Below are 21,688 nucleotides of genomic sequence, written 5' to 3'. Positions count from 1 at the left end.
GACTACGCCCTCCCCAAGGCGAGCCGCTCATTGCGCTCGTCGCGCAGGAACTCGCCGAACACGAGACGTTCGGAATCGGGAGCGGGGCGCATCACGCACTTGATGATCATCAACGGTGTCCGTGCCGGGTCCACGTCACTGCCACGACGCCTGAACCCTTCGCGGTAAGTTGCAATGATGGCGTCCATGCTGCGCGGAGCCGAGCCGCTGCGCACCCAGTAGATCAGGACACACAGCTTCAAGCTCGGGGACGCGGTCGACGCGATCGCGAGGTTCTCGACCTTGCCCCTCAGCTTCCCCTCGTCACCACGCTCGAACCTCTCGAATTCGAACGCAAGCGAGGCATCGCCCGAGTGCTTCTCGAACCACACGGAGTCCGCGCGCACGTCTCCGAGGCCGTTGTCGCGGGCCCACCAGATCGGGCACTCCGCCACGGCGGCGTAGCCCTGCGACTGCCCCGCGGTGGCCAGGACCGTGAGGAAGTGCGAGTGCACCGTGAGCCCGATGTCCGGGATCCCCGACAGCAGCATCGGGAAGTGCTCGACCATCAGTTCGCGGTTGGTGAGCCCGTCGAACACTAGGTCCGCCGGTGATGTCGAGCGGTCACCCATCATCCTCCCGACCTCCCCCAGCGCTCGCACACGCGCGGTGACTCACCGCCGTGAACGAGCGCCTTGGTGCCGACCTTCACGACGAGCGGCGCGATGATCGCCCGTCCGCAGATCAGCGCCTCACCGGTCGACAGCGTCGGGAGCTCCGCCAGGTCCGCTGCAGAGAAGTAGTCGGAGGTCTTCTGGATGAACCGCTGGTCGTCCGGGTTCTTGATGCGCATCGCGACGATGGTGTTGCACTGACTCGTCACGTCGGAGTCGAGCTTGCTCGGGCGCTGGCTGACGATGGCGAAGCCCACGCCGAACTTCCGGCCCTCGGCCGCGATGCGCTTGATGATGTTCTTCGAGATCGCAGCCTCGCCGGCGGGCGCGAAGTTATGCCCCTCCTCGTAGACAATGAACACCGGTCGGGTCGGGCGCTGCTTGTCGGCCGCCGCCTTCATCAGCTCACTCGAGATGAGCGCGACGATGACCTGCCGCGCCGTGTTCGAGAGCCCTTGGAGGTCGATGATGCAGAGCCGTCCGGCCTCGGCATTGTCGTCGCCGACCATCTCGTAGACGTCGAACGGCTCACCGGCCGCGCGCGAATAGAAGCTCTGCGCCTCGTTGATCATGCGCCGAAGGCGGATGGCGGCGATGTTGGCGCTCCCTCCACGGAGCGCGTTGGCCTCGCCCTGGCTGCCGGACTCCGTCACCCACTCCTTCAGGCGGTCGAGATCATCGAGGACCGCGAAGAGCTCCTGGATGTCGCGAGGCTCATCGATGTTCTCCTTCCAGTAGCGGAGTGCGACATCGAGCACGCGCTGCTGCGGCTCCGTCAGTCCAGGGAGCACCCCGGAGAACTCGTCCACGTCGAAGTGGTCGAGCTGAAGAGCGAGGCGCATGTTCTTCCCCGCGTACTTCTCGTCGAAGCTCCGCAGCTGCGGCGTATAGACCTTGATGCCGCCCCCGCTGTCCTGCAGCTGCTGGAGGGCATCTTGAATCTCCGCGAGCTTTTGCCGGTCCCGAGGATCCTCGACCTTGTCGAGCCGGTCGTTAAAGTTGAGCTTGCCGGTTCGAAAGGCCTTGCCGTACTCGCCGTGCGGGTCGAAGACCACGACCGACGCGTTGAGCTGTGAGACCAGCCGCTCGATGACGCGCCCGACGGTGTAGCTCTTCCCCGAGCCTGTCATCGCAAGCACGGCGAGGTGCTCGGTCACCAAGGTGTTCGCGTCGAGGAAGACCGGGACGATGTTCTCGCCCTTCTCGTAGCCGACAAGGTTGCCCAGATGGATGCTGGTGTCCTCGGAAAACTCGTAGAAGCTCGTGAGGAACGCGTAGTCGACTCCGTAGACCTTCGTCCCCGGCGTCAGGGGCCGTCGGGGGATCCGGATCTCGCCGGTGAACGGATCCTTGTAGCCAACCAGCTCGAGCGTCGCGTACACCGTCTCGCCCGAAAGCCGCGACTGCGGCAGCAGCTCGACTTCACTGATCCCTTCGCCGAGCGCTGGGCTGAACAGGATGTTCGACCTCGAGAGCCCCACGATGCGGCCCAGCACATCGAGCTGCGATTCCGACTCGCGCTCCTGGTGCGCGACTCGCACGAACTCCCCACGCCGCGCCGAGAAGCTCGTACGCAGCGCGATCGTCAGCTTGTTGGGTTCCCCGGTGTTGCCGACCAGCTTGCCAATGTAGTTCTCGTCGTCTCGGAACATGCTCACTCCTCATCCATGGTGTCGACGCCCTCGAGCCAGGCTCGATCAACGGCACGGTCCTTGAGCATGCCCAGGGTCGAACGAAGGTAGTTGGACAGGACCTCGCGCGGCATCATCACGAGCTGTTCGGCGTACCAGAGCGGCAGCGGCTTCATCCGCGGGTTATCGTTCAGCGTCAGGAAGGCGGTGATGCTGGCCAGCCTGTCGAGGGCCTCGGAGTCCCACTGCCCCGGAGCACCGACGGTCTCGATCTTCCAGATCGGCGTTCTGAGGCCGACCTGGATGTGGAAGCCGATGAGCCCGTGGTTCGCGACCGTCCGAGGCTCGAAGCGCTTCATCTGGCGTCCCAGCGCTTCGTAGTAGTAGGCGGCCGTCCGATGCCCTGCGCGCAGGGCACCACGGAGGAAGCGGAGAACACCGACCCGCCGCAGCTGCACCCACTCGCCTTGCACGAGGTCCAGCGCTTCGCTGCCGATCGCCTCGGGGGAACCCGCCGGTCCCTTCTCACGGAGCGCGTTCAAGACGGCGGCGTTGAGGTCGCGGCGCGACTGAAGCGAGACGAGGAACGGACCGTTCGGGTCGTTCGGGTAGATGGACGGCAGGAACCGCTGCCAGAACGCCTCCATCACCTCGATCAGCTCGCGCCACTCCTCCTCGACGTCGGGCTCGGCGAGGCTGAGACTCTGCTCGGCACGCGGGACAAGGAGCGGGATGTCGACGAAGATGACATCCGGTTTCGTATCCGAATCCAGCAGGTCCGTCAGGAGCTGGTAGACGAGGATGTACTCCTTCCATGCAAGTCGCTCGGACGCGTCCAGGAAGTTCATGTCATTGATGTCGACGCGGCTGTCCTGGAAGCCCTCCGTCACCTGGTTGCCAGACACGACGATGTCGTGGCGGAGCGCCGCGGCTCCATAAAGAATGCCGCCCAGGGCGGGCATGCTCCGGCTCTTGGAGGAAACTCCGACTGCGTAGACGCGATCGAACCGGCGCGACTCGACGCTGCGGATGATGCCGCCACGCACGAAGAGCGGGGCCTTCGAGTCGATGTACCGCATCTTGTTGGCGATCTTCCCGGCGGTGCCGGGAAGCCGCAGGCTCATTGTCGCGGCGAGTGCGCGAGCCAGCTCGATGCTTTTCATGTCGTCGTCTCCTCTGAGGCGAGCAGGGCCCCAAGCTCACGCAGGTACGGGTGCATCCCGCGCTGCTCGAGAAACCGGACGAGAGCCTCGCGATCGCTCGGTGCCGACGCGCCGGAGGCCGCGAGCCCCTGACGCGTGAGCTCCTCGAGGGCTCGACCGACGTCATTGGCGCTCAGGTCCACGCCAAGGAGCGTCCCGGCTCGAGATCGCAGGAGCTCCGCTGTCTGTGGGCCGCCGGCCGCAAGGAGCAGCGCAACGGGGACGAGCACCCCTTCGCCGACTGTCTCGGCCTTCGGCGGGTTGGACGGCTGCCGTGCGATCTCCCTGGCCTCCGCAGAGACCGACGGAGTCCACGACAAGAGGTGCCCAAGCAGGCTCTGGCGATGCGCCTCGTCGGTCAGCGCCGTGTAGGTAAGCAGCTGGAGCGCGGAGAAGAACACCGGACCCGCGGTGTTGGTCGCCTGGTACCGGAGGAGCACGGGCTTGTTCTGGGCATCCACGGCGAGCACGCCTGCGCCGAGCGCTGTGTCGAAGAAGTGGTCCGACCGGACCTTCACCCCTCCGCCGAGGACCTCCCCGAGCGCACCGTCGGTGATGCGAGCAACCAAATCCGCAGCGCGGCGTCGGGCTCCCAGCTGGACCGGCGTCTCGAAGTAGCGGCCGAGGTCCAGATCCGTGAACGGCGGCACGACGATGACGGCGACCCGCGACCGCGCGAGCGCGGACGATAGCTTGCGCATGTCGACGAGGCGCTCGGCATCCAGCAACCCACCGACGACGACGAGCGGAGGCCCCGACGGATCAGCCAGGAGCCGATCCATGGGAACGCTCTCGACCTCTGCCGTCTGCGAGAGGACGCCGACCTCGAACAGGTCAGCCTGTGCTTCGACGATGCGCGCTTTCATCGGAGCTCCAGCTTCGAGCGGATGAGCTTCATCTCCTTGAGCTCGCGAATCGCGTCGGCGTGGTCCGGGTGCTGGTCTTCGTCGTAGGAGCCGGCCTCCAGGTCGCCGGAGATATCGATCCACAGACCGAAGTGGACGTCCTTGCCAGCGCCCTCAAAGAAGCCTGCGCCCTCCTGGGAGACCTCGCTGTTGAACGCCTCGTAGCGCGCCTTCGTGGTCCCGAAGGTCGCAGCCGGCGTCGGCTCCGCCTTGGTCGGCTTCCCGTTCGACTTCAAAACCCGGTTGAGCGCGCGCAGCTCCTTCTGCCGGATCACCTGCCGGAGTTCCGTCTTGAGCTCTTCGAGCTTCTCTGTGACCCGCTGCGGGAGCCCCTGGACCGCTTGCGCGGTCGCGACGACCTCGATCTCCAAGCTCTTCAAGAGCTCGGTCTCCGCCACTTGATCGATCAGCGATTGCACCTGCTGCTTCAGGCCTCCCTCCACGAGGCCGCGGAACTTCTGGACCTCGAGCTTGAGCGGGTTGAGCGAGGCCTGCACCGGTTGCGGAGCGTCGGTCGTGAAGTCGCCCAGCGACTGCCACGCGGAGGCGGCGGCCTTGTAGTCCTTGACCGCCTTCGCCCACTGCTCATGGAGCTTCTTGAACTGCGCGAAGAAGCTACCGGGCCGCTCCTTGCTGATCAGGTCCTTCAGCGCGTCCATGCGCTTATACGCGGGCTCGTACTGCGAGCTGACCAGGTACTGGTCAATCATCAGCGTGTACGACGCGACCGGGATCGTCGCCATCCGCGTCTGCGTGCCTGCCGCGGCGGTCCCTTTCACCGCGTTCTCGAGCTCGGACTTGATGGCCTTGAGCGGCAGCGTGACCGGGGCGATGGGGAAGGGGTGGCCCTCGGCCTCATCGAGCGTGGCCGCCTCGCCTAGCAGATGGTCGATCTCCTCAATCATCTCGTCCCGAGCTTCCAGGAACGCCTTCTTCAGCCACGCCAGGAAGGCGACGCGCTCCCACAGCGAGAGCGTCGAATACCGGGTCTCGTAGGACAGGATTCGCGCCGGCGAGCAGTCGAAGTGGAGCGCCGTCTCGCCTATCTCAAGCGGGCACACACCGAGGATGCGCTCCTCGATGTCGAGGACCTGAGCGACGACCGTCTTGAGCGATCTCTCGGCCAGGCTGTCGATGTCGGCGGTCAGGTGGTCCGAGCTCACCTGCTGGATCCGCTCTTCTGCCGTCACCAGTTGCTGCTTGGCCGTGGGGTAGTTGTTGCTCAGCAGAATGCTGGCCTGCGTGGGGAACAGGTCTGTGAGCGTCTTGACCGAGTCCTTGCACTCCCCCTCGAGCCAGGTCGACGCCGACTGGCGGCGACTCTCGAGCATCGTCCGGTCGACGGCCTTGTAGAGGTCGTTCTTCTTGCGGACGAGCCCGATGCCGATGAGCACCTCGAGGATCTGCTCGAGCTGTTGCGGTGCCTTCATCTCGTTGTCGGGCACCGTGAAAAAGAAGCTGTTGGCGAGCTTGCTCACCGCCGACTGCGTCTTGAGCTCTTGGAGGAGCGCGAAGAAGCACCGGGGCACCTTCGGAAGCAGGCTGCCGTCGGTCGTCAGCACGCCCAGGAGGTCGCCGTACTTCCACGCGGCAGGTGCATCGATGTTCTTCTTCGCCGCCTGTCGGCAGTTTTCAAACTCCACGTTGTTCAGAGGTCCGCCGGACGTGTCGACGGCTGCATCGAGCGAGCAGTCGTTCGCCAACATGTAGCGGTAGCCCTTCGCGAAATCGGACGTGTTGTTGCCGGTCTTGCGGCTCCAGATGGGCGCGAGGAGATAGCCGGTCTTGCGGAGGCCGTTCGCCCACTCCCGGCTCTTCGCTTGCCACTCGTCGCGGTAGGAACCCTCGAGCCCCTTCGCGACTTTGCTCAGGCGTGCCTCGTGGGCGCTGTAGGCGGATCCCCGGCCCGAGTACTTGAGAAGGAACTCCTCCTCCTGCGACACGAGGCGCCGCGTCAGTACGCAGCGGCGAAGGGCCGGCGACGCATCGAGCTGCTGCTCGAACGAGGCCACGTCCGCGCCTGCCGGGAACAGGACGAGGATCGGGTGGACCCGCTCGAGGCCGATGTAGGCGCGTAGCTTGTCGAGGGTCTGCTGCGCGTCCAGGCAGTACACGACCGTGCACCGACCATCCGGCGTGACCCGAAGCCCGTCGAGCGACGGCGAGCCGAACGCGGAGGTGAGCGCCTTGTGCGGAACGTCCTTGAGCCCCGAGATGTGCTTGGTAGCCTCATCCTTGAGGTGGTCGTCGAGGAGCTTCGCGAGGCCAAGGCAGATCGCCGTCCCGCGCTTCGCCTTCGTCTGACTGACGCCGCGGACGTACTCGTCGAGCGAAGCCTCGTACTTGCCGTCCCTGAAGAAGCGAACACTCTCAGCCGCCGAGACCAGGAGCTTGTTGAACTCGCGCCAGAGCCGGAACGACATCCCGATGAACCGGGTCCCGTCGACCCGGTACTCCGGTTTCGAGAAGATGCGGTGGAGCGACTCGGCCGCGAACTCGATGCCCTCTCGCGGGTAGAGCGCCGCCAGCTGCTCGCCCCATTGCTCCAGGTCGGCGTATACGACGAAGTCACCAGCCGCGCCCGGGGCTCCCCCGACCGCAACGGAGAACGCGCGCAATGCCTCGAGCAGTCCGACGACGGACACCTCGCAGGTCGGGGTGAAGTACGTGTCCGTCATCCCTTCCTTTGCCTTGAAACCGAACTCAGGACGGGTCAGCTCGTTCGCGAGCGCGCGCTCGTCGATGTGAACCTGAAAGAGCTCCGCGAAGGCATGTCCGCGGCCCGCGACCTCGTGGGCGAGCAGCGCATCGGCCATCTCCTCGGTCAACGCCGCCTTCGCCGCCCCGCCGACCGGAGCCGGCAGCTGGCCGTACACGAGCCGCTCCAGCTCCTGCTTGGGGACCCCGGTTACCTTGCCGAGCAGGGGCAGGACGGCGTCGTCGTTGAAGATATGCTTGGCCCGGGCATCGGTCTTGGCGAAGTCCTTCAGGAGCTCCCAGGCGCTCGAGCGGTAGCCGCGCTCCATGTGCCGGGCGTACGTCTCGTGGATGGACGACATGACCACGTTCAGCCAGCCGAAGTTCCGGTTGGCCGAGAGGAACGCGCCCTCGAGCGTCCCCACCGGGTATTCGACGGCGTGCGGGTCGACCAGGCCGCCCTTGATGTGGTCGACGTAGCTCTGCACGTCGGTCAGTTGGTTCGGCTCGATCGTGACCGAGCTCGCTCGGCGCAGGTTTGGACCGATATGGATCTGGTCGCGCATGCCCACGCTGCACAGCAGCAGGAAGTTCACGTCCGGATGCTGGTTTCGCCAGTTCTCGTGCTTGATGACCTCCGAGACCATCAGGAGGTACTCGTCGTCGACCTTGGTCTGCGTGTCCTCGCGGAGGCCCCGTTTCAGGTCACCGGGCGTCTCGACCTCGTCGACGATGATCCAGAGGTGGTTCAGGCCAGCATCACCCAAGACCTTCTTCGCATCGCGAAGCCGGTCCTCGAACGATCGCGTGTCGTCGTCGACGAGCGAGAGCGCCTTCAGGTTCACGCCCTTGGCCTGCATCGCCGCGTTGAGGTCCTCGTAGAGGTCCCGCGGCCCGCCAGCGGCAGGGTCGGCGCGCAACGTGTGCCGCAGGGCTTCGACCGCCAGGCGAGCCACCCACGTCGCAGCGTCGAGCGCGTCGTCGCACACGGTGCTGTAGCGGATGTAGAGCGGCAGGATGCCATCCTGCAGCGCCGGCTCGAGCACACGCGGCCTCTTGTCTGGCTGATGGAAGGGCGGGATGACGTACTCGTTCTTGTTGAGTAGCCACCGGTCTACGCGGCCCGTCGCTTCTGCGATGAGCTCGTAGCCAAGCCGTGTCTTACCCAGACCCCAGTCGCCGAACGCGATGAAGAAGCCGGCGATGTCGTTCGCGGCACCGTCCCAGAAGGATCGGCGGAATTGGTGGAGTGCATTGAACACCTGGTTCTGGCCCACCATGGAGAAGGAAGGCGGATAGAGTGCGACCCCCTTGGCGGCCCACGGTTTGGTGATGGTCATCGGTCTTCTCCCTGCATCTCCCTGGAGGAACCCGTGGGGGTCTGCTCCGCAGTCTCGACGTTCATGGTCTTGTAGAGGGGCGTGAAGTCGATGCGGACGCGACGTGCGCCGGGCTCGCCGAACAGCCCTCGTCCCATGCGGGGTTGTCCTGGGTGGCGGTCGAGCAATCGCAGCTGCTCGTGGTACATCGCCGTCCGGATGTAGCTGTCGAGGACGACGGCTCGATCCTCGTCCGGCACCTGAAGGAGCTCGCCGAAGCGCTCGCCGAGCTGACTCACAATGAGAAAGCCCTCGGCGTCCACGCAATCGCGAAGCGCCCGGGCGAACGCCTCGTCGTCGGTCAGCCGCGCAGGCGCTGCGTCTTCGAATCCGAGCTCGACGAGGTTCTCCACCGCCAGCGCACCAGCGAGTCCACCGGCGTCCAGGCCCCAGGTCGAGGGACCACCATCGAAGGCTCGGATGTGGAAGAACACGGCCAGGGCCTTCTTGAGCGCGGTCGGGAGGTCGTTCGTCGAGGGTGTTCCACCCTGGACGCCCTCCCACACGACCGCCGCGGTTTCGCCCAGAGCCGAAAGGTCAGCGCGCCAACGCGGCCCGAGGGCGAGCTCGGCGTTGTCGCGCAGCAGCGCGTTGAAGCCGTCGCAGTTGCGCTGTGCGATCTCGAGGACATTGCCCTCGGGCGACGTGAGCGACAACGCGCCCGTGGGGATACCGCCCGGCGCCTCGACTCCCAGCTGCCAGCCCGCAAGGCAAAGCCCGATCACCAAGCGCGTGCGAGGCTCACGTCGAAGCAGCTGCTTCGCGAGGGCGCGAGCCCAGTCGACGCCAGCGTCCGCCTCGCGAAATGCCTTCCCCAGCGCGACGCCTTCCGCGGTGGCCCGGAGGCCCTTGTCGACCCGCTCGAAGAGGCTGATCCCGTTGATGCGGTAGCGGGCGCCGCTGCGCTCCATCCCGTACGTGTTGATGACGCCGTCGGTCCCCTTGCCGCGCGGCGCCCCGCCCCTGAACTGCATCGTGGGAGCGATGTCGAAGACCACGCGCTCGAGATCGGCCCGTGAATAGACGCGGCCTGGCTCGGCACGGGCCGCCGCCTCCGGGTACTCCTGGATGCGAGCCGCCTCGCTCCATAGAAACAATTTGGGGAGCGCGATATGCACCAACGGCGTGTTCATGCCTGTCCTCCGTGGAAAGTCGCCAGGAACTGCGACAGGCGAACGCGGTAGGGCTTTTCGCCCCGGTTCTGCAGGTGTCCCGGATGAGCCTTGATCTTGGATTGGTAGTCGTCGGTCAGACGCAGCACGTCGCCGTCGCGCTCGAATACATCGAGCAGCTCCAGGTTCTTCAGCATCACGTGGACGGCGCCCGCCCAGAGCGAATCCTCGGTGCTGGCCCCCACCGGCCAGTAGCCGACCTGCTCGAGCATCGAGCGGACGTGGCGCCACAGAGGGCCCCGCCCGGTGCCGTCGAGCTCGAGATGCGCCACACCCCCACCGACGTGGATCAGCGCCGCCACATCGCCCGCCAGGCCGGCGAACAGGCGGTGAACCTCGAACTGAAGGAGCGCCGCCGCGACGGGGTGTTGGAAGAGTCGCTCTGCGGCGGCCTCGCGACCGAGCGTGGCGGCAGGCTCCCACTCGCCGTGGCGACAGAGCGGTAGGCCGGCGACGACGTAGTTCCGGGCCATCACGTCGGTGCGCTCCATCTCGCCGATCAGCACCTGGCCGTCGTCGGCCACGAGCAGTTCCACGGTGCTGAGAAGCAACGGGCGCTTCCAGCTTCGACGGAGCTGCGTGCTGAGCGGCCCCTCCAACTTCGACGCCGCGTCGGCGCTCCAGGACTGCTGCTCCGAGAGAAACTCGGGCTCTCGAATCAGGTCCCCGATCACCTTCGGCGGAAGCTGAGCGAACAGGTCGAGTCGCTCTGAGGCCGCCACGTCGCGCGGCTCGCGGATGGGCACGCTCAGGTAGGCGTGCGTCTTCTGATCGCCGCCGTGGGGCTGCGTCAGGTGCCAACGTCCGAACCGTGCCCAGACGTGCTCCTCGAGCTCCGGAATCGGCTCCGGGGCGTGTCGCCGGAGGTGCTCGCCCATGAAGTGCGCCGCAAGCCGGGTGGTGAACGCGGACGGGCCCGCGTCTCCGTCGATGAGGTGAAGGAAGAGCGGGGAGACCACGTGTGCCTCGGGACGACGCGCCAGCAGCGAGTCGAGCCAGTCGCTCAATTGCGCCTCATGCAGCCCAAGGTCTTCAAGATCACCCAGCGTGAGCTCGCCGAGGGTGGCGAGATGCGCGAGCAGCCGGCGATTGCGGTCGAGGGGTGAGACCTGCTTCGCCTTCGTCGACGTCTTGGCCTTCGAGCGCTTCGGCGCGTCAGGCTTGTCGTGGATCGGCGGGGGATCGTCGCCCGGTCGGTAGAGGCGAAGGCGAGCCCAGTCGTCGTCGACGCGGAAGAGGAGGTCGTGCTCTGGCGTCGCGTTGTAGTGGACGCGACTGCGGAAGTTAGTCGTGTACTTCTCGATGTGGCATTGAACGGTGATCGGTTTGAAGAGCGGGTAGTTCGCTGCGAACCAGCTTGTGATCTCGTCCCGGGAGTACTCGTCTCCATCGGCGAACGTCTCGGCGACGAAGCGCTCGAGCAGCTCGTTGCAGCTCTCGTCGTAGATCTTGCCGGCCCTGGCCCGCTTCATCGCCCATGTGAGGACCTCACGCGCCGGCTCGTGGGTCTCCTCTATGGGCAGGAGCGGTCGCAACAGCTCCCACGCGTCAGCGTCGACGGGGAAGTTGGTACCGTTCGGCTGCCGGAGGATCATCAGGTTGGCCAGCCCTTTCCTGGCCGCGATGGTGGTCTTGAGGAGTGGGTTGCCGAGGAACCGCTTCTCGATCGCGAGCACGACGCGGGGCTTGGTCGTGGCTCCGTTGCTCGGGTCCGCCCAGAATGCTGCATCGTCGCCATCGGACTTCCGATCCGCGATGCCCTCCACGACATGAGCCTGGGCGTAGATGCCCGCGTAATTGCCCGACATCCAGAGCAGGACGATGTCGCCGATGTGGATGCGGTCCTTGTATCGGTTGGTCAGGAACTGCATCCGGTCGAGGTGCTGGAGGGCCTCGAGGATCCGGTAGAACTTGGGATTGGCCTGGAAGATCCAGACCCTTGGTTCCTTCGCGTCGGGCACGGCAGCGGCCTCGGCCGAGGTGACCTCAGCGATGGCGCCTTCGACGAGCTCGAACATCCCCTTGTCACCTCGAAGGAAACGGGCGTCCTCCGTCATGTCTCGATGAAGGGAAAACCACGGCGTCTTGCGATCGTCGCTCACGGCGAACTCGTCCGAATGGAGCTCCGCCAGTGCCGCCCATACCTCGTCCCGGTAGTGGAAGGCCCGCCGCGGCTGGCTGCGCATCCAGTCGAATGCCAGGTCGACCTTGCGAGGCCTCATGCGGCACCTCCCTCCGACGCCCGCAGCGCGAGCTCCTCGACCATGCGCTTCTGCAGCTCCTTGCCGGGCCGGAACACGGTGCGCAGGCGCGCCGCCATCAGTGACGACTGGTAGTCGTCGTCGAGCACGAGGAGCTCGTCCTGGTGACGCAGGATTCGAAGCTCGAGGAGGTTCCGGAGCAGGTTGCCCATGAGCTCGTCGGAGACTCGGCCGTCGACGAGGCCGAAGGGTGCGTAGCCCTGCGCGCGAACGAGGTCGCCGAGCAGCTCGGCCACGCGGCCGACCCCGCGGGAGCCCACAAGCACCGAGACGTCGTGCAGGCCGCCGGACGCGGGCACGTAGAGTTCCACGGTGGGCATCGTCGACGCTGGCGAGCGCCAGGCGCAGATGCCCAGGTGAATCACCGCGGCGTAGAACGGGTGCTCCACTACGGCATCACGGAGATGTTCGAGGAGCACTTCGTTGAGCGCGTCCTCGTCGAACGTGCGCTGGCCACGCGCATCGACGATCGGGGCGCCACTCAGCACGCCGAAGCGCTGCATGTTCCACGGCTGGGGAATAAAGGCGCTGCCAAGGCCGAACCCGTCCTCTCGATTGAGCGGCAGCGGGCGCAGCACCGCAGCGCTCTCGACAGCGACGGGCAGCGCCACGCAGGCGGGACCGAAGCGCCGCAGCGCGAACTCGAAGAGCCCCTTCGGACGTGCGGAGTGTCCGAGTGCGTAGCTGTCCCAGGCGGCGAACGGCCGCGAGCGCTCGGGGAGGTCGGCCATGCGGGACTCGAGCTCCGCCAACGCGAGATCGACCAGACGCTTGCCGCCCTCCAGCTGCGCGAGGACGGCGTTGAGCTCGGCCAGCAGCGGCGCGAGCTCGCCTTTCGTCCACTCCTCGAGCTCCACGGTCATGCCCGCGCGGCCAGCATCGACCAGCCCCTCGACGAGGATGCTGAGCAGGTAGGCGCGGTACTCGGAGACCGCGAAGCACAGACGACGCCCGACCTGTTGCGCGTCGCACTCGAGAAGGTGCACGAAGGGTGGCGTCAGGTGCCAGGCCACCGGACGATCGTGCTCGTCGTCAACCGCCTTGAGGGCGCCTGCGTTCTCGAACACCGAGACCCACGGCCCAGCGCCGAGGTGCTCGGCCTCGTAGGCCGACACCTCGCCCCAGTGGGCCAGATGCTCGAAGAGCGGGACCGCGTCGCTCGGGCGGGCGGGGAGACTCATGCCGCAGCCTCCAGGACGAGTTGACAGGCCGCTCGCGCACTGTCGGCCGCGGCCCACCGGCGGAAGTTCGTCGCCGCTTGACGGGAACGCAGGACGACCCACTGCTCCGGCTTCTTCGGATCCTTCCCGATGCTCCAGTCCCAGCCCGACCATCCGTTGGCGGCGTACTGCTCACCGCAGGGAGCCAGCCTCCAGTCGGGCAGCCGGAGCGCCTCAAGATCGCCGATCATCTCGGACGGCGTCTGGTATCGGGCGGCGGGGTCGGGCACGACCGCCTTGTTGATGATGGGCGCCAGGCTCTTGGGCACGTACGGCTGCATCCGCCCGAAGGAGATCACGCCTTTGCCGGACCCGGCCCGGGCCAGCGCACGGTCGACGACCTTCTGCCTGTCGAAACCGTCGACGCCACCGCCCGATGCCTCTGCCAACTCGCGAAGCTCCTTCCTCGCCTCGCGGTCCAGGTAGGCGTCGTCGTTGTACGGCAGAGCGCCGTGCACCATCTCGAAGAGCACCAGGCCCACCTGGTGGAGGTCCGACCGCACGTCGTAGCGGTTCGGCGTCGCCCATCCCTCAGCCGGCACGTAGAGCGCGCTGTGGCGCGAGGCGGTCACACTCGCACTCGCATGAGCGAGTCGTGCGACCGAGCCGAAGTCGGTGATCTTCGGCCAGATGCGCCCGTGACGCTGCGAGATCAGCACGTTCGCGGGCTTGATGTCCCGGTGAACAAGGAGTGCCTGGTGAAGCTGCGCGAGCCCGTGGAGTATGCCGATCGCCGCGCAGACGGCCTCCATCATCGGGAGCGGCCCGCAGCTCAACCGCGACAGGATGCTGCCGCCGTCGACGTACTCCATAGCGACGAGGACGAAGTCGTCGCCGAGGCGCTGCGCGTCGTGGACGCGCACGAGGTTGCTCTCGTTGCCCTCGGTCCTCGTCGCCTCCACGAGCAGGCGCGGCTCCGCGAAGAGGTCGCCGCTCGGATCGGGGTAGAGGACCTTGAGGAACACCGGCAGGTCGAGCGGTACGTGATGCGCACGGAAGGCGTACGCGTTCGCGCCCTCGGTGTTCTCCGCTTCGAGCCTGTACTTCCCGGTCGCAGCAATGAGCTGCTGGACGTCCTGAAGGGTCGTGCTCATTCGTTGAGCCCCCACCACGCGACGAGCACCGCGTCTCGCCAAGTCTTCGGCTTGAAGTCCGCGCCGCCGTTCAAAACGTTCTCGGGAGAAGCAGACGCGATGGACGCGAAGCGCTTCTCCTGCGCGCGGAGAGCTTGCGGTGCGACAAGGTCAACGGTCAGCTCGAGCTCAGCGCCCACCAGCTGGACGATCCCCTCTGCTTTGACGCGCGAAGCCGACGGCCCTCGAAACTGCGAGGAGCCGGCCTGCAGCACGCAGATGCGCTCGACTCCCTGCTCAGCCAGGAAAGTCGAGAGAAGCCGACGAAGGCTCAGCAGGGCGTGCCCCTCGCATGCGTCGGCGGGCAGCTTCTGTGACGTAGACGGAAGCGGCAGAATCCGGGGTAGAACCCGGGTGCCTTCCAGGAGCGCCCACTTGAAATCGGTCGAGCTCGGAGCGATGCCAAGGACCTTCATGCACCATCCTCCACCAGCTCCGGGATGTCGTCTGCGGTCGGCGCCTTGACTGTCCCCGAGAGGATCGCTTGCACGTCGAGGGTGCCCTCGATCAACGCTTCGACGTCGGCCTTGGCCTCGTTGACGAGTTGGCGAGCGTGGGCCCGCAGCGCGCTCCGCGAGAGGAACCCGCGAACGAGCGCCCGACGAACCTCCGCCTTGAGCCGCGGCACAGGCAGTCGGAGTAGCTCGTCTTGTCCGATCTGAGGCTGAACCGCGCCATAGGCGATTCGAAACTGAAGAGCCTTCCCCAGCTCGGTATTGAGGAAGAATGCCAGCCACGCGCCTTGCCCCAGATCGCCCTTGTGCAATCGGAGCCGAATGAAGTGCGAGCTGATGATCGCGTTGGCCGCATCACGTTGAACGACTGCGGCCTGGCCGATGGACCCCGTCCTGACCACCAAGACATCGCTTTCAGCAATCCGGCCGCGGTCAGAGATGGGCGCGTCCACCGGAATCCGAGGGGCACCGTCTGTATCGAGGTCGCCGTCCCCAACGTTGGTCACCGTCAGGTAGGGGACTCCATCAGAACAGAACTGCCGATACTCGACCCCATTGCTGACCTCTGCGACGAGGTCGCCGATGGGCTCCCAGCCATGCTCACACGCCATGATCTCGCGAACTGCGTCGAGGTACTCGCGGCGGTAGTACTTGGGATCCAGGCGTCCCGAGAGCTCTGCAACGGCCGGGACCGAGGTCAGAGAGAACTGGGGCGGCGCCGACCAAGCGAACAGGCTCTGAAACAACCCGACGGCCTTCTGCCAGTGATCTTCGGCAGCTGCTCGACAGCGCTCCGCCAACTCGACCTTCGCGCCGATGTAGTCCTGGATGCGACGGTCGGGAAGCGGGACGGGAAAGCTCTTGAGATAAGTCGTGGAGAGCGTCAGCTGTCCGGTACTTCCCGTGGTGCCCTGATCGAACAGAAGCCTACCGAACCGCCCCTGAAAGTACGCGCACAGGAACCGTGGATTCAACATGCTGTCGGACACCCGAACCACGCCTACTTCTCGGCTGTGGATTGCCTCGACATCAGTGTCGAACACGCACGCCTTGCCGGTCGAACCGGCCCCCTTGAGAGTCACAAGGATGTCCCCACGTTGCAGCTTGAATCGCTGCAGGCGGCTGAATTCCTCGGCCGACACCCAGTTCGAACCGCTCATCTGTAGCTGATCGCTGGTAACGTTCCGCGTGATTACGCAGGGGTAGTCGTTGCTCGTGTACTGCGGGTTCGGCCCCTGAGTGATCCGCGAACAGAGCTCACTCAGCGAGGCTACACGGCGAGCAGCACCCGCTACGCGGGCACGCGCCTCGAGGTACTGAGGCAGGTGGGCCTGCGCACTCAGCCAGTCTCCGATGAGCTGACCAGGCGCTACCCATGCATGGTTAGCGCCCATCAGCGTACGCTCCAGCAACGGCGACGAGGTCGTTTCCCTGCGGATCGGGTACTTCAGTCTTGCCCTTCTTCAGGTAGCCGACATGCTCAGCGACAGCCATGAAGACCGGCCCCTGCTTCTCAGCCGGATGCCGCTTCTTCTGCAAGTAAAGGAAGCTGGTCTTGGCGCCCGTGCCCGCAATGGAGAAGGTCTCGGTGGGCAGGCTCACGACGGCGCGCACGATCGCCTTTCCGCCGAGAAACTCACCCGTCTCCTCGTCCTTCGTCCCCATCAAGTACTCGCGGATGTAGGCGTCCCCCGAGTTGCTGAGGATGCCGTCGGGCAAGACAATCAGGAGCCGCCCGCCGGGCTTCAGGAGCTGCAGGTTGCGGTCGATGAACAGCGAGGCCGGGTCGGCCTTGGCGAGCTCCCTCCGCTTCGCCCGGTTCCCAGAAGTCCATGACCAACCGAGCTCGAGGCCGCGCTCCTCGTCGCGCATGCGCGCCAGCCCGCGAGGATCGTCGTACTTGCCGGAGCCGAACGGTGGATTGGTCAGGATGACGTCGAACTTCCCGATGAGCCGATCGAGATGCGCGTCGACCAGCGAGTCGTCGACCTTCAGCAGCTGGCTGTGGTCCTCGCCGTACAGCAGCATGTTGATGCGAGCCTTCTGGATCGATCCCGCGGCCTGGTCGGCGCCGAAGAAGCTGTGCCGCTTCATCTGCGAGAGCCAGCGCAGCTTGTCGTCGTCGGAATGACCGACGTGCCGGTCGTCGAGCACACGCCGCTTCACCTCGCGCAGCGCGCCGATGGGAAAACGCCCGGTACCGCAACAGATATCACCGACGAGGAAGGCGGGGAGCGCGGCTTCCTCGTCGGTTTGGGGGTTCCAGCGCTCGCGCTGCCCGTCGTCACCCCGTCGGGCCCAGAGGTCCGCGTCGGGGATATCGTGGAAGACCATGCGGGCCATGCATTCCACGACCTGGCTGGGCGTCAGGTAGGTTGCGAGCCCTTCGTCGCTCGCGTACCTGCCGCGAAGGAACACGTCGAAGGCCCAGCCGAGCAGGTCCTCGTGGATGAGGTGCGCCCGCATCTCGCGGGCCTTCTCGCCGTTGCCGAGGAGCTCGCGGTCGGGCACAGAGAGTCGGATGGGCTTGCCCTCACGATCGCGAATCTCGAGGGCCTCGAGGGCGAGGGCGAGAACCTCAGGGTTCTCGAGACGCAGCGGCTCGTCGTACGAGAAGATCGTGTGCACCTCGCCAGTGATGTCGGTCGCCTTGTACTGCGGGAGGTTGTTAATCTCGCGGAAGGCGTCCTTGAGCTGGATGACCGCGTCCTTCTTGTGCTCTCGCACGTGGCCGGCCGAGTAGATGTCGGCGAAGCGCTTGCCCTTCGCGGCGCCGCTCGTGAGTACGTAGCCGGGCGCCTTCTCGAGGTGGACCTTGAGGAAGAGCAGCTTGCCGAGCTCGTCGATGGCGGCATTGGTGGGCTTGACGCCGCCGCGCGAGTAGATAGCCTCGTGCAGCTGATCGAACTTGCGTTGGATCGCCCGGAAGTCGCCACGGTGGTACTCGGCCGAGACCTCCTGCACGAGCCGGGTGCGGGACTCGGAGATCGGCCGGGCGACGGTCTTCCACTCGTCCCGGGCTGGCAGCGCCGAGACCTGCGCGTCCTTCTCGACGTCGAAGATGAAGTCGTTCTCGCCGTCCCACACCCAGACGAAGCGAAACGGCTTACCGGCGGCGGCGCCGAGGCCGGCCTTGAACTTCGCGTCGTCCTGCATGGGAGGCCGCGAGGCGTCGCCGGGCTCGCCGCTAGCGAAGAGGATGACGGGGTCGCCGTCGTCGAGCGCGACGAGCTCGGCGGTCGCCGACATGGATCCGTCGCCGAGCGGATCGAAGAGCGCGAAGTCGTCCTTGATCTGCTGGTAGCCGAGCTGCGAGAGCTTCTCCCGCGCCCCATCGCGGAGCGCGTCTGTGGTGTTCTTCCTCTTGGCCATGGGTCCTCTCGCTACCGTCGCCGGTTGAAAATGTTGGTGCCCGCCACGACGAACTGCTCGGTGAGGAGCCCGCGCACCTGGTGCTCTGGCAGGCTGGTCTCGTTCGCTACCGCCCGCACCGCGCTTGCCAGCGGAGCACCGGGGCGGCCGTCGAAGAACTTCTCGACGGCCTTTCGCACGCGGCTGTCGTCGGTGATCGCCGTTCCCCGCGCCGCCCACATCTCGTTACCTGTCCGCTCGAGCGTCGGATCGAGTCTCATCAGCAAGAGGGCCCGCTCGGCACCTCCCACCTCCGTGAGCTCGCGGACGGCCTCCGCAACGCGCTCGGGCGTCGCGGGACCGCGGCCGATCAGGAAGTCGCGGATCTTCGAGGTGATTGGTCCGGTCATGCTTCCTCCTTGAGCGGGAGGCGCAGCTGGGCGTCGGTCGCCTCGTCCCGCGAAGTGACCGTGCCCTGGCTGTAGCGGAAGCTCCAACGCCGCAGGACGCTCGCGACGACGTTCGGGGTCGGCACGTCGCCGCCAGTCACGCGCATGACCTCCTCGACGAGCGCGCGCCCGCGAACCCCCTCGAGGATCACGTGAGGCTCGAAGCGAGAGCTGACGTAGCGGCGCCCGAGACTGGTCAGGCGGATCGCATCCTCCTTGAACAGCCGGGCCCAGCGCGCGGCCGCCAGGTAGTAGTGGACGTTGCGGAGGTTCTTGAATGCGATTTTGTGCTGGAGCCACGTCGGGTCGTCCTCGCTGAGCACGACCATCTCGACTATGCGGTTCAGCGGGGCCAGTTGCGCGGCTTGCCGTACAACCCGATCGTGTGACGACATGTTGTTCCTCGGCACGACGGCAAAGCGGGTCGCCGTCCCGAGTGCCCGCGTGAGGACATCACGCCGCACAAGGCGACTCCAGCTCCCAGGAGAGCTCATGCTCGTCGTCACGGCGTTCACAGCGTCGCCTTCCGGAGGTAGTCGTCGGCAGCTTCGATGAGCGCGGTCCGCGCCAGCAGTGCCTCGCGGCGACGCTGCATCGCTCGGGTGAGCCGGGTCTCGAAGTCCTCTCGCCAGACTTGACCCAGCACCGGGACGAGCAACTCGTCGAGGTCGCGCTTGTTGACAAATCGCTGCACGGACCCGGAGGAGAGCAGCCGGAGCTGCGTGCGGACGAGGGGATGGGCGAGCGCGACGGCGAAGACGCGGGGCGTCTCGTGGAAGCGAAGGGCGGTGAAGGTGGCGCTCCCGAGGAGCGGCTGCTCCTCGGGTCCGAGCTCCCCGTCGAGGTAAGCGACCTGGTCGCCCGAGCCTGTCGTGCACAGCAGGACATCGCCCACCTCGAGCCGCTGCCGCATACGCGAGGACAGGTCGGACAGGGGCCGAACCTCGCCGCCCTCGACAAGGAAGGTGCTCTCGTTCACGTCGTCGGCCTGAACGGCGAAGACCTCCTCGTCATCGGCGAGACCACGAAGGCTCGTGCCGGCGGGCTTCGCAAGCTGGAGCAACGGTCGCATGGCCGACGATGCTGCCGAAGAATGGCGGAACACGCGCCCGCGGTTGAACGGGACGTCCCACCGGTCTGCCAGCTGCGATCGGAGAACCTCGATGACGCTGCTGGGGGGCTTGACCCCGGAGACACGGTGGTCTATCTCGGTGTGGATCGCCGTCACCACCGCGTTGAACTCGGCGCGGGCGCTCGCGGTCAGGTCGACGGCCTGCTGGTACTGCAGCCCGAGCGACTCCTGCAGGCTGCGCGGGGGCAGCGGGATCGGGAGGCGCGCGATGTCCGAGAGGCGAAGGCGCGGCAGCGCCGACGAGCCACCGCGGTACGCGAGGTCACGCAGGATCCGGTTCAGCGTCGGCGTGCAGAACACGGCGGCCAGGTACTCGGGCAAGACCGCCGGCCGGGGCCGGATGATGGTTAGCTCCGACGACACGGCGAGCTCTGCAGGCATCCAGGACTGGACCGCGGCCGCACGAAACGGCTGGGCTGCCCGCGTGAACAGGACGTCGTTCTCCTGGACGTTGATCCACTTGGCGGCGGTGCCGTCGACGTGGGCCATGCCGCTCAAGTCCAGCTCGCAGGGCCGCACGTTGTTCAAGCGGAGCATCGGGATCCCCGATGCAGCCGAAGGCAGGCGAGCCCCGTCGTGGATGGCCTCGACGATATCCTCGAGGCTAACGTGTCGACTGCCCTCCGAGCTCATCGTCGACCGCACCAACTCGCGCCCGAGGTAGAAGGCCGGGTCGAGGCGAACGTGCCGCTTGCCGAGGTCGGCGCGGGAGAGCGTGGCTACGCGCATGCGGCTACCTCCCGTTCGAGGAAGTCGTCGAGCTTCGACCGCGCCGCGCCGATGTCGCCGCGGAGGTCGTGCGCCTCCACGTCGACCATGAGGATCGGGTAGTCGTCGACCGGCGCCGGCTTGCGGAGTATCACGACGGAGCACTTCACCCCCGTGCCACGGAAGCAGGTTCCGGCAGGCAGACTGACGACCGCCAGCAGACGTGCGTGTTTGAGCAGCCACTCGCGGAAGTCCGCATGCCCGGCGCTCGAGAGCAGGCCTTCGGGCAAGACGGTGACGAGGAGAGCGCCATCGGCCATCGCCGCGAGCGCGTGCTCGGTGAACAGCAGCTCTGCAGGCACGCGGCTGCGCACCTTGCCCCCGCGCTTCGACAGCTCAAACCTGGCCAGCTGGGCTCCGCTCAGTTGGAGGCCGAACGGCGGGACGACGATCACGCTGTCGTAGGACCCATCGAGGTTCGACTGCAGGAAGTCAGCGAACACACGCTCGACGCTCGGAAGCAGGCGCTCCAGCAGCGGCTCGAGCAGGCGAAGCTCGGCCGGAAGAAAGATCGCGCCCTCCGCGCCGAGCAGTGCGGCGATCTCCGCCCCCGCTCCGCCTGAGACCAGGAGACGACGAGCGCCGAGCTGATGTCCGCGCACCAGGGGCGCCACGCTCTCGGTCAGCCCGGAGAACTGACCCTTGTCGGGAAGCAGTGAGGACAGCGCGACGACGAGACGGACCAACTCATCGGGCGCGTTCGGGCGGAGTCGAAAGCCGGCCAGGAGCGCAGCCGCCGTGCGGAGCGGTTCTACTGCGACCGACTCGTCACCACCGAGACGCGAGACGGGCACGCCGCCCGTGGGGCGGACGAGGTCCGGCTCGAACACCTCATCGCCATCCAGGCGAGCGACCATCTGGGCGACGCCCAGCTTCGTCGCATCACCGTGACCGGCGGCCGCGTGAATCAACTGCCCCCAGGCGCCGAGGACTCCTGCCGACGGAAAGTGGCTGCGGTCGGCGACGGGCAGTGCCCGCACGGGGACGAGCCCCCCCTGCTCGCGCGCGTAGAACGATGGGTAGCTGCCGCCGTCGACGATCACGAATGCGTAGCCCTCGCCCGCGAGGAGCTCGAGGTAGCGGTCGGACACATCACCGCGCTTGGGGCGAAGCAGCACACCGCGCTCGCCGCCAAGCATGAACTCCCCAGCGAGCGCCAGCCGTCCGATGACCGGCTGCGCGGCGTCGGTTACGTCGATCCCGAGGCTGCTGAGGTAGGTTCTCGCGTCCAAGATCATCTCTCCATCACGCGCTCACGCGCCCATTGAGTCTCGAAGAGT

The 21,688-nt window shown here is 66.5% G+C and carries 16 protein-coding genes; all 16 read right to left on the bottom strand.

Going from position 1 to position 21,688, the window contains the following annotated elements; genetic code table 11:
* Window positions 1–2: 2 nt before the first annotated feature.
* On the bottom strand, window positions 3–614 hold the full coding sequence (locus ACFY2B_RS31090; protein ID WP_390766391.1) for a hypothetical protein: 612 nt from the start codon (window positions 612–614) through the stop codon (window positions 3–5).
* The gene (locus tag ACFY2B_RS31085) at window positions 611–2,305 is read right to left on the bottom strand and encodes a helicase HerA-like domain-containing protein (RefSeq protein ID WP_390766390.1); all 1,695 of its coding nucleotides are present in this window, start codon (window positions 2,303–2,305) and stop codon (window positions 611–613) included. The genes ACFY2B_RS31090 and ACFY2B_RS31085 overlap by 4 nt, the downstream gene beginning before the upstream one ends.
* 2 nt (window positions 2,306–2,307) lie before the next feature.
* Window positions 2,308–3,447, bottom strand: a complete 1,140-nt coding sequence (locus tag ACFY2B_RS31080) for a hypothetical protein (protein WP_390766389.1) — start codon at window positions 3,445–3,447, stop codon at window positions 2,308–2,310.
* Window positions 3,444–4,352, bottom strand: a complete 909-nt coding sequence (locus ACFY2B_RS31075) for a hypothetical protein (protein ID WP_390766388.1) — start codon at window positions 4,350–4,352, stop codon at window positions 3,444–3,446. The genes ACFY2B_RS31080 and ACFY2B_RS31075 overlap by 4 nt, the downstream gene beginning before the upstream one ends.
* Window positions 4,349–8,428 carry a hypothetical protein gene (locus ACFY2B_RS31070; RefSeq protein ID WP_390766387.1) on the bottom strand — a complete coding sequence of 1,360 codons (4,080 nt, stop codon included), beginning with the start codon at window positions 8,426–8,428 and terminating at the stop codon, window positions 4,349–4,351. Before ACFY2B_RS31070 ends, ACFY2B_RS31075 begins: the two co-directional genes overlap by 4 nt.
* Window positions 8,425–9,600, bottom strand: a complete 1,176-nt coding sequence (locus ACFY2B_RS31065; RefSeq protein WP_390766386.1) for a hypothetical protein — start codon at window positions 9,598–9,600, stop codon at window positions 8,425–8,427. The genes ACFY2B_RS31070 and ACFY2B_RS31065 overlap by 4 nt, the downstream gene beginning before the upstream one ends.
* The gene (locus ACFY2B_RS31060) at window positions 9,597–11,861 is read right to left on the bottom strand and encodes an EVE domain-containing protein (RefSeq protein WP_390766385.1); all 2,265 of its coding nucleotides are present in this window, start codon (window positions 11,859–11,861) and stop codon (window positions 9,597–9,599) included. Before ACFY2B_RS31060 ends, ACFY2B_RS31065 begins: the two co-directional genes overlap by 4 nt.
* On the bottom strand, window positions 11,858–13,081 hold the full coding sequence (locus tag ACFY2B_RS31055) for a hypothetical protein (RefSeq protein WP_390766384.1): 1,224 nt from the start codon (window positions 13,079–13,081) through the stop codon (window positions 11,858–11,860). Before ACFY2B_RS31055 ends, ACFY2B_RS31060 begins: the two co-directional genes overlap by 4 nt.
* On the bottom strand, window positions 13,078–14,214 hold the full coding sequence (locus ACFY2B_RS31050; protein ID WP_390766383.1) for a serine/threonine-protein kinase: 1,137 nt from the start codon (window positions 14,212–14,214) through the stop codon (window positions 13,078–13,080). Before ACFY2B_RS31050 ends, ACFY2B_RS31055 begins: the two co-directional genes overlap by 4 nt.
* Window positions 14,211–14,669, bottom strand: coding sequence for a hypothetical protein (locus tag ACFY2B_RS31045; protein ID WP_390766382.1), 459 nt, complete (start codon window positions 14,667–14,669; stop codon window positions 14,211–14,213). The genes ACFY2B_RS31050 and ACFY2B_RS31045 overlap by 4 nt, the downstream gene beginning before the upstream one ends.
* Window positions 14,666–16,102, bottom strand: a complete 1,437-nt coding sequence (locus ACFY2B_RS31040; RefSeq protein ID WP_390766461.1) for a restriction endonuclease subunit S — start codon at window positions 16,100–16,102, stop codon at window positions 14,666–14,668. Before ACFY2B_RS31040 ends, ACFY2B_RS31045 begins: the two co-directional genes overlap by 4 nt.
* Window positions 16,092–18,080, bottom strand: coding sequence for a class I SAM-dependent DNA methyltransferase (locus ACFY2B_RS31035; protein WP_390766381.1), 1,989 nt, complete (start codon window positions 18,078–18,080; stop codon window positions 16,092–16,094). The genes ACFY2B_RS31040 and ACFY2B_RS31035 overlap by 11 nt, the downstream gene beginning before the upstream one ends.
* Window positions 18,081–18,091: 11 nt before the next feature.
* Window positions 18,092–18,469 carry a hypothetical protein gene (locus tag ACFY2B_RS31030; protein WP_365558179.1) on the bottom strand — a complete coding sequence of 126 codons (378 nt, stop codon included), beginning with the start codon at window positions 18,467–18,469 and terminating at the stop codon, window positions 18,092–18,094.
* A complete protein-coding gene (locus ACFY2B_RS31025) occupies window positions 18,466–18,903 on the bottom strand; it encodes a hypothetical protein (protein WP_390766380.1) in 438 nt (145 codons plus the stop codon). The genes ACFY2B_RS31030 and ACFY2B_RS31025 overlap by 4 nt, the downstream gene beginning before the upstream one ends.
* A 116-nt stretch (window positions 18,904–19,019) precedes the next feature.
* Complete coding sequence (locus ACFY2B_RS31020; RefSeq protein WP_390766379.1) at window positions 19,020–20,369, bottom strand: hypothetical protein; 1,350 nt, start codon at window positions 20,367–20,369, stop codon at window positions 19,020–19,022.
* On the bottom strand, window positions 20,360–21,646 hold the full coding sequence (locus tag ACFY2B_RS31015) for an N-6 DNA methylase (protein WP_390766378.1): 1,287 nt from the start codon (window positions 21,644–21,646) through the stop codon (window positions 20,360–20,362). The genes ACFY2B_RS31020 and ACFY2B_RS31015 overlap by 10 nt, the downstream gene beginning before the upstream one ends.
* Between the last annotated feature and the right edge of the window lie 42 nt (window positions 21,647–21,688).

Origin of the sequence: Streptomyces sp. NPDC001270 (genome assembly GCF_042896695.1) — a bacterium.
GTDB lineage: Bacteria > Actinomycetota > Actinomycetes > Streptomycetales > Streptomycetaceae > Streptomyces.
This window is presented reverse-complemented; position numbering and strand designations above follow the sequence as displayed.

Bases quoted from the DNA above. Each gene is read 5' to 3' on its own strand.
- ACFY2B_RS31090 (WP_390766391.1), bottom strand. From the start codon at position 614: ATGATGGGTGACCGCTCGACATCACCGGCGGACCTAGTGTTCGACGGG.
- ACFY2B_RS31085 (WP_390766390.1), bottom strand. From the start codon at position 2,305: ATGTTCCGAGACGACGAGAACTACATTGGCAAGCTGGTCGGCAACACC.
- ACFY2B_RS31080 (WP_390766389.1), bottom strand. From the start codon at position 3,447: ATGAAAAGCATCGAGCTGGCTCGCGCACTCGCCGCGACAATGAGCCTG.
- ACFY2B_RS31075 (WP_390766388.1), bottom strand. From the start codon at position 4,352: ATGAAAGCGCGCATCGTCGAAGCACAGGCTGACCTGTTCGAGGTCGGC.
- ACFY2B_RS31070 (WP_390766387.1), bottom strand. From the start codon at position 8,428: ATGACCATCACCAAACCGTGGGCCGCCAAGGGGGTCGCACTCTATCCG.
- ACFY2B_RS31065 (WP_390766386.1), bottom strand. From the start codon at position 9,600: ATGAACACGCCGTTGGTGCATATCGCGCTCCCCAAATTGTTTCTATGG.
- ACFY2B_RS31060 (WP_390766385.1), bottom strand. From the start codon at position 11,861: ATGAGGCCTCGCAAGGTCGACCTGGCATTCGACTGGATGCGCAGCCAG.
- ACFY2B_RS31055 (WP_390766384.1), bottom strand. From the start codon at position 13,081: ATGAGTCTCCCCGCCCGCCCGAGCGACGCGGTCCCGCTCTTCGAGCAT.
- ACFY2B_RS31050 (WP_390766383.1), bottom strand. From the start codon at position 14,214: ATGAGCACGACCCTTCAGGACGTCCAGCAGCTCATTGCTGCGACCGGG.
- ACFY2B_RS31045 (WP_390766382.1), bottom strand. From the start codon at position 14,669: ATGAAGGTCCTTGGCATCGCTCCGAGCTCGACCGATTTCAAGTGGGCG.
- ACFY2B_RS31040 (WP_390766461.1), bottom strand. From the start codon at position 16,102: ATGGGCGCTAACCATGCATGGGTAGCGCCTGGTCAGCTCATCGGAGAC.
- ACFY2B_RS31035 (WP_390766381.1), bottom strand. From the start codon at position 18,080: ATGGCCAAGAGGAAGAACACCACAGACGCGCTCCGCGATGGGGCGCGG.
- ACFY2B_RS31030 (WP_365558179.1), bottom strand. From the start codon at position 18,469: ATGACCGGACCAATCACCTCGAAGATCCGCGACTTCCTGATCGGCCGC.
- ACFY2B_RS31025 (WP_390766380.1), bottom strand. From the start codon at position 18,903: ATGTCGTCACACGATCGGGTTGTACGGCAAGCCGCGCAACTGGCCCCG.
- ACFY2B_RS31020 (WP_390766379.1), bottom strand. From the start codon at position 20,369: ATGCGCGTAGCCACGCTCTCCCGCGCCGACCTCGGCAAGCGGCACGTT.
- ACFY2B_RS31015 (WP_390766378.1), bottom strand. From the start codon at position 21,646: ATGATCTTGGACGCGAGAACCTACCTCAGCAGCCTCGGGATCGACGTA.